14 protein-coding genes are annotated in these 12067 nt (G+C 70.9%); all 14 read left to right on the top strand.

Features of this window, described 5'->3' with window-relative positions; all coding sequences use genetic code 11:
• Positions 1-120 precede the first annotated feature (120 nt).
• The 14 genes from A4E84_RS31420 to A4E84_RS31360 all read left to right on the top strand — a co-directional run bounded on the left by A4E84_RS31420 (position 121) and on the right by A4E84_RS31360 (position 12065).
• Positions 121-1431 carry a hypothetical protein gene (locus A4E84_RS31420; RefSeq protein ID WP_062929779.1) on the top strand — a complete coding sequence of 437 codons (1311 nt, stop codon included), beginning with the start codon at positions 121-123 and terminating at the stop codon, positions 1429-1431.
• A 66-nt stretch (positions 1432-1497) separates the two neighbouring features.
• Positions 1498-2070, top strand: a complete 573-nt coding sequence (locus tag A4E84_RS31415; protein WP_062929778.1) for a GNAT family N-acetyltransferase — start codon at positions 1498-1500, stop codon at positions 2068-2070.
• Between the two features lie 126 nt (positions 2071-2196).
• Complete coding sequence (locus A4E84_RS45540; protein ID WP_311241247.1) at positions 2197-2280, top strand: putative leader peptide; 84 nt, start codon at positions 2197-2199, stop codon at positions 2278-2280.
• Between the two features lie 127 nt (positions 2281-2407).
• A complete protein-coding gene (locus tag A4E84_RS31410; protein ID WP_062929777.1) occupies positions 2408-4105 on the top strand; it encodes a nitrite/sulfite reductase in 1698 nt (565 codons plus the stop codon).
• Positions 4102-4290: a hypothetical protein gene (locus tag A4E84_RS31405; protein ID WP_062929776.1), complete on the top strand. Its 189-nt coding sequence runs from the start codon at positions 4102-4104 to the stop codon at positions 4288-4290. Before A4E84_RS31410 ends, A4E84_RS31405 begins: the two co-directional genes overlap by 4 nt.
• The gene (locus tag A4E84_RS31400; protein ID WP_062929775.1) at positions 4287-4997 is read left to right on the top strand and encodes a phosphoadenylyl-sulfate reductase; all 711 of its coding nucleotides are present in this window, start codon (positions 4287-4289) and stop codon (positions 4995-4997) included. Before A4E84_RS31405 ends, A4E84_RS31400 begins: the two co-directional genes overlap by 4 nt.
• 20 nt (positions 4998-5017) lie before the next feature.
• Positions 5018-5554, top strand: a complete 537-nt coding sequence (cysC, locus tag A4E84_RS31395) for an adenylyl-sulfate kinase (RefSeq protein WP_062929774.1) — start codon at positions 5018-5020, stop codon at positions 5552-5554.
• On the top strand, positions 5551-6486 hold the full coding sequence (gene cysD, locus A4E84_RS31390) for a sulfate adenylyltransferase subunit CysD (protein WP_062929773.1): 936 nt from the start codon (positions 5551-5553) through the stop codon (positions 6484-6486). Before cysC ends, cysD begins: the two co-directional genes overlap by 4 nt.
• Before the next feature lie 2 nt (positions 6487-6488).
• The gene (locus tag A4E84_RS31385) at positions 6489-7823 is read left to right on the top strand and encodes a sulfate adenylyltransferase subunit 1 (protein WP_062929772.1); all 1335 of its coding nucleotides are present in this window, start codon (positions 6489-6491) and stop codon (positions 7821-7823) included.
• A gap of 222 nt (positions 7824-8045) precedes the next feature.
• Positions 8046-9149, top strand: a complete 1104-nt coding sequence (locus A4E84_RS31380) for an aliphatic sulfonate ABC transporter substrate-binding protein (RefSeq protein WP_062929771.1) — start codon at positions 8046-8048, stop codon at positions 9147-9149.
• A 49-nt stretch (positions 9150-9198) separates the two neighbouring features.
• On the top strand, positions 9199-9987 hold the full coding sequence (locus A4E84_RS31375; RefSeq protein ID WP_062929770.1) for an ABC transporter ATP-binding protein: 789 nt from the start codon (positions 9199-9201) through the stop codon (positions 9985-9987).
• Positions 9974-10870 carry an ABC transporter permease gene (locus A4E84_RS31370; protein WP_062929769.1) on the top strand — a complete coding sequence of 299 codons (897 nt, stop codon included), beginning with the start codon at positions 9974-9976 and terminating at the stop codon, positions 10868-10870. The genes A4E84_RS31375 and A4E84_RS31370 overlap by 14 nt, the downstream gene beginning before the upstream one ends.
• 5 nt (positions 10871-10875) lie before the next feature.
• The gene (locus A4E84_RS31365) at positions 10876-11628 is read left to right on the top strand and encodes a sirohydrochlorin chelatase (protein WP_062929768.1); all 753 of its coding nucleotides are present in this window, start codon (positions 10876-10878) and stop codon (positions 11626-11628) included.
• Between the two features lie 77 nt (positions 11629-11705).
• On the top strand, positions 11706-12065 hold the full coding sequence (locus A4E84_RS31360) for a hypothetical protein (RefSeq protein ID WP_062929767.1): 360 nt from the start codon (positions 11706-11708) through the stop codon (positions 12063-12065).
• The last annotated feature ends 2 nt before the right edge of the window (positions 12066-12067 follow it).

Genomic DNA, 12067 nt, shown 5'->3' with positions numbered 1-12067 from the left:
GCAAGGTCTTCGTCCCGTGCGCCGCTCACCTGCCGTAGCATCCCTCTACGGGCCACCCCACCTGCTCCTCCGTCAACGTGCGGATCAACAGGCGCAGTTGGCCTGTCTCGGGAGGACGTTATGAAGCATCGCGGCAGACACCGGCGGCGCAGGCGGGGCAGGGCGCTGCGCGCGACCCTGGCCGGGACGGCTCTCGCGCTCACCGCCGCCGCCACCCTGATCAGCGCCTCGCAGGCCACCGTCGCCGACGCCCCCGGGGCCCTCAAGCCGGTCTCCGCGTCCGAAGGTGCCGGGCGGTTGCCGCTGGCCGAGCACCGGGTGCCCGGGCGGTGGCTGGACCGGCTGGCGTCCAAGATGGGCCGGCCCGTCGGCGTCGGCACGGTACTGGAGAACGCCGACGTCCCGCTGCGGGAGGCGGCCGACTGCCCGGCCCCCGCCAAACACGCTCTGCCGGTGGAACCGGCGGCCACCCGCGCGTACTGCTTCGGCGGCTCCGGCACCCGGGGCTGGCGGGCCGGCGCGGTCACGACCTCGGGCGACGCGGACGACGACGGCCGCTGGGGCGCGAACCGCGTGATCCTGTCCGGCTGGACCCGGGGCGCCGAGGGCGGCTCCCTGGACGGTCCGGCCCCCGGGCAGGGCCTGGCCAAGGTCGCCTTCGTCGACGTGAACGACCCGGGCGCGCCGCGCTACACGTGGGCCCTGCTGGCCGTCCCGGTGGACGGCGGGCGGGATTACCGGGGGCTGGTCTCCCCGCTCTCCGGCATGGTCTGGTACCAGGACAAGCTGCTGGTGACGACCCGTGAGGGCGACCGGAACGCGCTGTACGTGTACGACATGGACCGTATCCAGCGCGCGACCGTCGAGTCCGACGCGGTCGGCCGGGTGCGGGGCGGCTGGGCCGCGCACGGTTACCGGTTCGTGCTGCCGGCCGTCGGCTCGTACACGCTGCCCGGCGGGGACGACGCGGCCCGCCCGGCCACCGTCTCCCTGGACCGCAGCACCTCCCCCGACAGTCTGGTCGCGAGCGAGTGGGTGCCCGCGGACGGTGACCGGCGCACCCGGCTGTGGCGTTACGCGCTGAGCCGGGACCCGGACCGCTCCGGGCTGCTCGCCACCGACTCCTCCGGGAACGCGGACCCGGTCGAGGCGTACGAGACGAAGACGGCGGACGTGCGGGGCGTGCTGGCCCACCGCACCGGCTGGTACCTGGACCGGGCGTCGGGCAGTCCGGGCGGGCACGGCACGCTGTGGCGCCAGGACACGCACGGCGCACGGGCGACGGAGTGCGGCACGGACGAGACACGGCACTGCTGGAGCGGCCGGTCGGGTTCCCTGTCCTACTGGGAGGAGACCGGCGAGGTCTGGTCCCAGTCGGGGCGGATGCTGTTCGCGCTGCCGCTGACGTCGATCGACCGGGCGCTGGACTGACCGGGGCCGCCCGCGGAGCACGGAGCCGATCGACAGACGACCGGGTCGGATGATTTTCTGGCCCGCATGACCACCATCGCCGTGACCACCTGGTCCCTGGAGCAGACCGCCCCGACCGACCTGCTGCCGGCCGTCGCGCCGGACGGGGACGTCCGGGTCGTCCGCTCCGAGGTGCCCTCGCCCGAGTTCAGCCGGTTCCTGTACGCGTCGGTGGGCGGCGACATCCTCTGGACGGACCGGCTCGGCTGGCCGTACGCGCGCTGGGTGGAGCACCTGGAGCGGCCCGGGGTGGAGACGTGGGTGGCCTACGACCGGGGTACGCCCGCGGGATACGTGGAGCTGGAGGCGCAGGACGACGCCGTCGTGGAGATCGTCTACTTCGGGCTGCTCCCCGCCTTCCGGGGCCGGCGCATCGGCGGGCACCTGCTGTCGTACGGCACGGCCCGGGCCTGGGACCTGTCGGACCGCTGGGCGGGACTGGCGCCGACGAAGCGGGTGTGGCTGCACACCTGCAGCAAGGACGGCGAGCACGCGATGGACAACTACCTGCGGCGGGGCTTCAAGCTGTTCGACACCAAGGTCGAGGAGGAGGCGGAGGCCGCCGCTCCGGGACCGTGGCCTGGGGCGTTCCCCGTCTGACCTGGACGGACACCTCGGGGGCGCCGGATGTGACCTACAACACCCTTGTCTTGCTCTGCGAGACAAGGGTGTCCGCATCTTGGACGAAGCTGGACTGTGTCCAGATCGCCGTGACACGCTTCCGTCATGTCTGGAACTGGAATTGCCTTGGTGAGTCGGCGGCACGTCGACCTCGGCCGCATGTCCAGCGCCATCTGTCCGGCGCACTGAGCGTACTCAGCCCGCGCCCGACATCCCCTTTCTCTTCTCCTTTCCCGCGCAATGACGCGCACGTATGCCCATGCGCGCACGCGCAGGTCAGAGCCGCATTCCCGCCTGTCCGAAGGACGTATCAACCATGGCCGCCACCCCGCAGAAGCCTGCCGCCGCGACTCCCCGCCGCAAGGTGAGCCGTCACCGCGGTGAGGGTCAGTGGGCCGTGGGGCACCACACCCCGCTGAACGGCAACGAGCAGTTCAAGAAGGACGACGACGGTCTCAATGTGCGGACACGCATTGAGACGATCTACTCCAAGCGCGGTTTCCACTCGATCGACCCGAACGACCTGCGCGGCCGGATGCGCTGGTGGGGGCTGTACACCCAGCGCAAGCCCGGCATCGACGGCGGCAAGACGGCGATCCTGGAGCCCGAGGAGCTGGACGACGAGTACTTCATGCTGCGCGTCCGGATCGACGGCGGGGCGCTGACCACGCGGCAGCTGCGGGTCATCGGCGAGATCTCGCAGGAGTTCGCGCGCGGCACCGCCGACATCACGGACCGGCAGAACGTCCAGTACCACTGGATCCGGATCGAGGACGTGCCCGAGATCTGGAACCGGCTGGAGGGCGTGGGCCTGTCGACGGTCACCGCCTGCGGCGACACCCCGCGTGTGATGATCGGCTCGCCGGTGGCGGGCATCGCCGAGGACGAGATCATCGACGGCACCCCGGCCCTGGAGGAGATGAAGCGCCGCGTCCTGAACAACCCGGCGTACTCGAACCTCCCCCGCAAGTTCAAGACGGCGATCTCGGGCTCGCCGGTGCTGGACGTGGTGCACGAGATCAACGACGTCGCCTTCGTCGGTGTCGTCCACCCCGAGCACGGCCCCGGCTTCGACGTGTGGGTCGGCGGCGGCCTGTCCACCAACCCCAAGCTGGGCGTGCGACTGGGCACCTGGGTGTCGATCGACGACGTCCCGGACGTCTACGAGGGCGTCATCTCGATCTTCCGCGACTACGGCTACCGCCGGCTGCGCACCCGCGCCCGCCTGAAGTTCCTCGTCGCGGACTGGGGCCCGGAGAAGTTCCGGCAGGTGCTGGAGGACGAGTACCTCCAGCGCAAGCTCACCGACGGCCCGGCTCCCGAACAGCCGTCCCAGCTCTGGCGCGACCACATCGGCGTCCACCGGCAGAAGGACGGCCGGTTCTACGTCGGCTTCGCGCCGCGCGTCGGACGCGTCGACGGCGCGACGATCACGAAGATCGCCGACCTCGCCGAGGCGCACGGCTCGGGCCGGGTGCGCACCACCGTCGAGCAGAAGATGATCGTCCTCGACGTCGAGGAGAACCAGGTCGAGTCGCTCGTCGAGGCCCTGGAGGCGCTCGACCTGACCGCCCGGCCCTCCTCGTTCCGGCGCGGCACCATGGCCTGCACCGGCATCGAGTTCTGCAAGCTCGCCATCGTCGAGACCAAGCAGCGCGGTGCGCAGCTGATCGACGAACTGGAGCGCCGCCTGCCGGACTTCGACGAGCCGCTCACCATCAACCTCAACGGCTGCCCGAACGCCTGCGCCCGTATCCAGGTGGCGGACATCGGTCTCAAGGGCCAGCTCATGCTCGACGACCGGGGCGAGCAGGTCGAGGGCTACCAGGTGCACCTGGGCGGCGCCCTGGGTCTGGAGGCCGGCTTCGGCCGCAAGGTCCGCGGTCTGAAGGTCACCTCCGAGGAACTGCCCGACTACGTCGAGCGGGTCCTGAAGCGGTTCCAGGCCGAGCGCGAGGACGGCGAGCGGTTCGCCGCGTGGGCGGCGCGGGCGAGCGAGGAGGCCCTGTCGTGAGCGAGCGGGCGGCACCGTTCTACTGCCCCTACTGCGGCGACGAGGACCTGCGTCCGAGCGAGGCCGCGGAGGGCAGGCACGGCGCGTGGGAATGCGCGGCATGCAGCCGGGCCTTCTCGCTGAAGTTCCTGGGGCTGCTGTCCCGGGGGTTGCAGCGATCCGATTCCGGAGGGGCACAGATATGACGACCGCTCAGGAAGAGCGCACCACCGAAGACCTGAAGCAGCTCGCCGAGCAGGCGGGCCGCGATCTCGAAGACGCCTCCGCGCTGGAGATCCTCCAGTGGGCGGCGAAGACGTTCGGCAAGCGATTCTGCGTGACCTCCTCCATGGAGGACGCGGTGGTCGCCCACCTCGCCGCCCGCGCCATGCCCGGCGTGGACGTGGTCTTCCTCGACACGGGCTACCACTTCGAGGAGACCATCGGCACCCGCGACGCGGTCGAGGCCGTGATGGACGTCAACCTCATCACGCTCACCCCGGTTCAGACGGTCGCCGAGCAGGACGCCGAGTACGGCCCGAAGCTGCACGACCGCAACCCCGACCTGTGCTGCGCACTGCGCAAGGTCCAGCCGTTGGAGCAGGGCCTGAAGGACTACCAGGCCTGGGCGACCGGTCTGCGCCGCGACGAGTCCCCGACCCGGGCGAACACCCCGGTGGTCGGCTGGGACGAGAAGCGGCAGAAGGTCAAGATCTCGCCGATCGCCCGCTGGACCCAGGACGACGTCGACACGTACGTCGCCGAGCACGGCGTCCTGACGAACCCCCTGCTGATGGACGGCTACGCCTCCGTCGGCTGCGCCCCCTGCACCCGCCGCGTCCTTCAGGGCGAGGACGCGCGAGCCGGCCGCTGGGCGGGCCGCGGCAAGACCGAGTGCGGGCTGCACGGATGACGACGATTCAGGAGAGTGACGTGACGACCGGAGCCACCGTCTGGCTCACGGGTCTGCCGAGCGCCGGCAAGACCACGATCGCCTGCGAACTGGCCGGCCGGCTCCGCGAGGAGGGCCACCGGGTCGAGGTGCTCGACGGCGACGAGATCCGCGAGTTCATCTCGGCGGGCCTCGGCTTCAGCCGCGAGGACCGGCACACCAACGTGCAGCGCATCGGCTTCGTCGCCGAGCTGCTCGCCCGCAACGGCGTGCTGGCCCTCGTCCCGGTCATCGCGCCGTACCAGGACAGCCGGGACGCGGTGCGCAAGCGCCACCAGGCGAACGGCACGGCGTATGTCGAGGTGCACGTGGCCACACCGGTCGAGGTGTGCAGCGAGCGGGACGTGAAGGGGCTGTACGCCAAGCAGGCCGCGGGTGAGCTCTCGGGGCTCACCGGGGTCGACGACCCGTACGAGGCGCCCGAGTCGCCCGATCTGCGGATCGAGTCGCAGAACCAGACCGTGCAGGACTCCGCGGCTTCCGTGTACGCCCTGCTGACCGAAAGGGGACTGGCATGACGACCGTCGCCACCGTTTCCGAGGAGACCGACAGCCCGTACGCGCTGTCGCACCTCGACGCCCTCGAGTCCGAGGCGGTGCACATCTTCCGCGAGGTGGCGGGCGAGTTCGAGCGGCCGGTGATCCTCTTCTCCGGCGGCAAGGACTCCATCGTCATGCTGCACCTGGCGCTGAAGGCCTTCCGGCCGGCGTCGGTGCCGTTCTCGCTGCTGCACGTGGACACCGGGCACAACTTCCCCGAGGTCCTCGACTACCGCGACCGCACGGTCGAGAAGCACGGGCTGCGGCTGCACGTCGCCTCCGTGCAGGACTACATCGACCGCGGTGTCCTCAAGGAGCGCCCGGACGGCACCCGCAACCCGCTGCAGACGCTGCCGCTGACCGAGAAGATCCAGGCGGAGAAGTTCGACGCCGTCTTCGGGGGCGGACGCCGCGACGAGGAGAAGGCCCGGGCCAAGGAGCGGGTGTTCTCCCTGCGCGACGAGTTCTCCCAGTGGGACCCGCGCCGCCAGCGCCCGGAGCTGTGGAACCTCTACAACGGCCGGCACGCGCCCGGTGAGCACGTCCGCGTCTTCCCGCTGTCCAACTGGACCGAGCTGGACGTGTGGCAGTACATCGCCCGCGAGGGCATCGAGCTGCCGCAGATCTATTACGCGCACGAGCGCGAGGTGTTCTCCCGCAGCGGTATGTGGCTGACCGCAGGCGAGTGGGGCGGGCCGAAGGACGGCGAGAGGGTCGAGAAGCGGCTCGTGCGCTACCGGACCGTGGGTGACATGTCCTGCACCGGCGCGGTGGACTCCGACGCCGACACCATCGAGAAGGTGATCGTGGAGATCGCCGCCTCCCGGCTCACCGAGCGTGGCGCCACCCGCGCCGACGACAAGATGTCCGAGGCCGCGATGGAAGACCGCAAGCGCGAGGGGTACTTCTAGAGATGAGCACCATCACCACCGAGGAACTCGCGGAAACGACGCTTCTGCGGTTCGCCACCGCCGGCTCCGTCGACGACGGCAAGTCCACCCTCGTCGGGCGGCTGCTGCACGACTCCAAGTCGGTCCTCACCGACCAGCTTGAGGCCGTGGAGCGGGTCTCCGCGAGCCGCGGCCAGGAGGCCCCGGACCTCGCGCTGCTGACGGACGGCCTGCGGGCCGAGCGGGAGCAGGGCATCACCATCGACGTGGCGTACCGCTACTTCGCCACGCCCCGGCGGCGGTTCATCCTCGCTGACACCCCCGGCCACGTGCAGTACACCCGGAACATGGTCACCGGCGCCTCCACCGCCGAGCTGACGGTCATCCTGGTCGACGCCCGCAACGGCGTCGTCGAGCAGACCCGCCGGCACGCCGCCATCGCCGCCCTGCTGCGCGTCCCGCACGCGGTCCTGGCCGTCAACAAGATGGACCTCGTCGGCTACGAGGAGAAGGTGTTCGCGGCCATCGCCGAGGAGTTCACGGCGTACGCGACCGAGCTGGGCGTCCCCGAGGTCACCGCGATCCCGATCTCGGCGCTCGTCGGCGACAACGTGGTGGAGCCGTCCGCGAACATGGACTGGTACGGCGGCCCGACGGTGCTGGAGCACCTGGAGACGGTCCCGGTCGCGCACGACCTGAGCCACTGCCACGCCCGGCTGCCCGTGCAGTACGTGATCCGGCCCCAGGGCCCGGACCACCCGGACTACCGGGGTTACGCCGGTCAGATCGCGGCCGGTTCCTTCCACGTGGGCGAGTCCGTCACGGTGCTGCCGTCCGGCCGGGCCTCGAAGATCTCCGGCATCGACCTGCTGGGCGAGCCGGTGGACGTGGCCTGGACGACGCAGTCGGTGACCCTCCTGCTGGAGGACGACATCGACATCTCGCGCGGCGACCTGATCGTGCCGAGCAAGGACGCGCCCGCGACCACGCAGGACATCGAGGCGACCGTCTGCCATGTCGCCGACGCCCCGCTGACCGTCGGCCACCGGGTGCTCCTCAAGCACGGCACCCGCACGGTCAAGGCGATCGTCAAGGACATCCCGTCCCGCCTCACGCTCGACGACCTGTCCCTGCACCCGCACCCGGGACAGCTCGTCGCCAACGACATCGGCCGGGTGAAGATCCGTACCGCCGAGCCGCTGCCGGTCGACTCCTACGCCGACTCGCGCCGCACCGGCTCGTTCATCCTGATCGACCCGAACGACGGTCAGACCCTCACCGCCGGCATGGTCGGCGAGTCCTTCGCGGCCCCGGAGCCGGTCAGGGACGACTCCGAGGACGACGGGTGGGACTTCTGACATGACCACCCCCGGCTTCTACTCGATGTTCGCCAAGGAGGGCGGCCGCGTCGGCAGCGGTGCTCTGGGCAGCGGGCAGGGCGGAGTGGCGCGATGTGTGCGCTGACGTACGCGCACCGCATGCGCGCCCTCACCCCCCACCGCCGTAGACGCAGACCTGCCGACCTCCCGGCCACGACCTGAGAGACCGTGACCGCCGGGCCTCCGAGAGGAACACCTCCCGTGCCTGCTTCATCCGCTCTTCGCCGCAGCCTCGCGGTCATCGCCGCACTTCCCCTGCTCACGCTGGCCGCCTGCGGCTACGGCTCCCAGGCCAAGGACGACGGCACCGCCAAGGTCGCCGCCGGAGCGAAGAAGATCGAGGGTCTCGACTCCGTCAAGATCGGCTACTTCGGCAACCTCACCCACGGCACCGCGCTGGTGGGCGTGCAGAAGGGCTTCTTCCAGAAGGCGCTCGGCGCCACCGAGGTCGAGCCGGCCGTCTTCAACGCCGGCCCCTCGGAGATCGAGGCGCTCAACTCCGGTTCCATCGACATCGGCTGGATCGGCCCCTCCCCCGCCATCAACGGCTACACCAAGTCCGCCGGCAAGAACCTGCGCATCATCGGCGGTTCGGCGTCCGGCGGGGTGAAGCTCGTGGTGAACCCGGACAAGATCAAGTCGCTGAAGGACGTCAAGGGCAAGCGGATCGCGACGCCGCAGCTCGGCAACACGCAGGACGTGGCGTTCCTCAACTGGGCCGCGGAGCAGGGCTGGAAGGTCGACGCGCAGAGCGGCAAGGGTGACGTCACGGTCGTCCGCAGCGACAACAAGGTCACCCCGGACGCCTACAAGGCCGGGTCGGTCGACGGCGCCTGGGTTCCGGAGCCGACCGCGTCGAAGCTGGTCGCCGATGGCGGCAAGGTGCTGCTCGACGAGTCGACGCTGTGGCCGGACAAGAAGTTCGTGATCACGAACATCATCGTGCGGCAGGACTTCCTGAAGAAGTACCCGAAGGTCGTCGAGGCCGTACTCAAGGGCTCGGTCGAGACCAACAAGTGGATCAACGCCAACCCGGACGCGGCCAAGGAAGCGGCGAACAAGCTGCTGGAGCAGGAAACCGGCAAGGCGCTGCCCGCCGACGTGCTCGACCCGGCGTGGAAGTCGATCCGGTTCACCGACGACCCGCTGGCCTCCACCCTCAACACCGAGGCGGAGCACGCGGTGAAGGCGGGGCTGCTGGAGAAGCCGGACCTGAAGGGCATCTACGACCTCGCGCCGCTGAACGAGGTCCTCAAGGCCGCGGGTGAGCCCACGGTCGACGACGCCGGTCTCGGCGCGAAGTAAGCCCGCACCCCGAAGCCGCATTGTGAAGAGTTCCCAGGAGGTGACGACCATGGCCACGACCCTCGCCAAGGCCGCCGACGGCACCGGGACGGCCACGCACGCCGCCCGGATCGATCATGTGTCGAAGTCGTTCGCGGGCCCCGCCGGACAGCAGCTCGTCCTGGACGACATCACCCTCGATGTCGCGCCCGGAGAGTTCGTCACCCTCCTGGGGGCCTCGGGCTGCGGCAAGTCCACGCTGCTCAACCTGGTGGCGGGCCTGGACCGCCCCAGCGCCGGCGAGATCGCCACGGACGGCCGTCCGGCGCTGATGTTCCAGGAGCACGCGCTGTTCCCGTGGCTGACCGCGGGCAAGAACATCGAACTCGCCCTGAAGCTCCGGGGCGTGCCGAAGGCCGAGCGCCGGGAGCGGGCCGAGGAGCTGCTCGAACTGGTGCGGCTGAAGGGCGCGTACGGCAAGCGGGTGCACGAGCTGTCGGGCGGTATGCGCCAGCGCGTCGCCCTGGCGCGGGCGCTCGCCCAGGAGAGCAAGCTGCTGCTGATGGACGAGCCGTTCGCGGCGCTGGACGCCATCACGCGGGACGTGCTGCACGACGAGCTGACCCGCATCTGGCGCGAGACGCAGGTGTCCGTCCTGTTCGTCACGCACAACGTGCGCGAGGCGGTGCGGCTCGCGCAGCGTGTGGTGCTGCTGTCCTCCCGTCCGGGCCGCATCGCCCGCGAGTGGCGGGTGGACATCCCGCACCCGCGCCGTATCGAGGACACCGCCGTGGCGGAGCTGTCCGTCGAGATCACCGAAGAACTGCGTGGGGAGATCCGCCGTCATGGCCAGCACTGATTCGACGACCGTCGCCAAGGACGGCAGCGATCTCGCCGGGCTGGAGGCGGGCCTCGACGCGCTGGAGACGCGGCAGACGCTCCGCACGCCGTTCCGGCAGACCTTCGTCCAGAAGATCCTGCCGCCTGTCCTCGCCGTCGCGCTGGTGCTGGCGGTCTGGCAGGCGCTCGTCTCGTTCAAGGTCGTCGACGACCCGACCAAGCTGCCCGCCCCGTCCGCTGTGTGGGACGTCGTTCACACGGCGTGGCTCCAGGGCGAGCTGCTCGGCTACATCTGGACCAGCGTCTCGCGCGGCCTGCTCGGCTTCTGCTTCGCCCTGCTGATCGGCACGCCGCTGGGTTTGATCGTGGCCCGCGTGAAGTTCATCCGCGCGGCGATCGGACCGATCCTGTCGGGCCTGCAGTCCCTGCCGTCGGTGGCCTGGGTGCCGCCGGCGGTGATCTGGCTGGGTCTCAACAACTCGATGATGTACGCGGTGATCCTGCTCGGCGCGGTCCCGTCGATCGCCAACGGCCTGGTCTCCGGCGTCGACCAGGTGCCCCCGCTGTTCCTGCGCGCGGGCCGCACGCTCGGCGCGACGGGTCTGAAGGGCACCTGGCACATCGTCCTGCCCGCCGCCCTGCCCGGCTATGTGGCGGGCCTGAAGCAGGGCTGGGCCTTCTCCTGGCGCTCCCTGATGGCCGCCGAGATCATCGCGTCCTTCCCCGACCTCGGCGTCGGCCTCGGCCAGTTGCTGGAGAACGGCCGCAACGCCAGCGACATGGCCATGGTGTTCGAGGCCATCCTCCTGATCCTCATCGTCGGCATCGCCATCGACCTGCTGATCTTCAGCCCGCTGGAACGGTGGGTGCTGCGCAGCCGCGGCCTGCTGGTGAAGAGCTGAGGCCCGTGAACAGCAAGCCCGTCCTCCTCGTCATCGCCCACGGCAGCCGCGACCCGCGCCATGCCGCGACGGTGCACGCCCTGGTACGCCGGGTGCGCGCGACGCGCCCCGACGTACGGGTGGAGACGGGCTTCCTGGACTTCAACGTCCCCTCGGTGCAGGGGGTCCTGGAGTCCCTGGCGGTGCAGGGAGTGCGCGACGTCGTCGCCCTGCCCCTCCTCCTCACCCGGGCGTTCCACGCGAAGGCGGACATCCCCGCGGTCCTCGCGGACGCACCCCCGCAGCTGCGCATCCACCAGGCGGACGTCCTCGGCCCGTCCCCCCTTCTCATGGCGGCCCTGGAACGACGCCTGTACGAGGCGGGCCTGACCCCCGCCGACAAGTCCTCGACCGGGGTCGTCCTGGCCTCGGCGGGGTCCACCGACCCGGAGGCGATCGCAGTGATCGCAGACATCGCGCGGGAGTGGCGGCACACCGGTTGGTGCGCCGTGCGGCCTGCGTTCGCCTCCGCCGGCTCTCCCGCGGGGTTCCCGCGCACCGAGGACGCGGTCCGCGAACTGCGCGCCCTGGGCTGCTCCCGGGTCGCGGTCGCCCCGTACGTCCTGGCGCCCGGCTTCCTCCCGGACCGCATCGCCCGGGGCGCGGCGCAGGCGGATGTCCTGGCGGACGTCCTGGGCCCGGCGCCGGAGGTGGCGCGGGTGCTGCTGGAACGGTACGAGGCGGCGCGGATGCCGTTGCCGTCGGCCGTGAGCGCCTGACGGCTTCCCCACCCGGCCCACGACCGGCCGGTCCCCGTGCCCGTCTCGGGCCATCCGATCGGCCATGTGCCCGGCGGGTGATCGGCAACGTCGGAGAGCGACGCAGCCCCCTCGTCCCGGCGCCGATCCGCACCAGGCGCCTGGCAGGCCGGTGGGAGAGCGGGCCCCGGCAGCCCGCAGCTCCTGGCGTCACCGTGCTGTCGATCGGTGTGGGCACCTTCTACGACGGCTCCGACCTGGAGGAACCGGGTTTCGTTCCGGCACGGATGAGCGGACAGGAGGAGGCCTTCGACCGGCTTGAACTGGCCCGGGTGTTCCCGGGCGTCGAGGAACTGCCGGAGATCAGCCTCGCGCCTGACCGGCCGCACGGCGTGCGCGACTACCTGAGCCACCGCACGGTGGCTGCAACCGTCACGGCAGGGATGCGGAGGGAGTGACC

It is taken from the genome of Streptomyces qaidamensis (assembly GCF_001611795.1).
GTDB classification, from domain to species: domain Bacteria; phylum Actinomycetota; class Actinomycetes; order Streptomycetales; family Streptomycetaceae; genus Streptomyces; species Streptomyces qaidamensis.
This window is presented reverse-complemented; position numbering and strand designations above follow the sequence as displayed.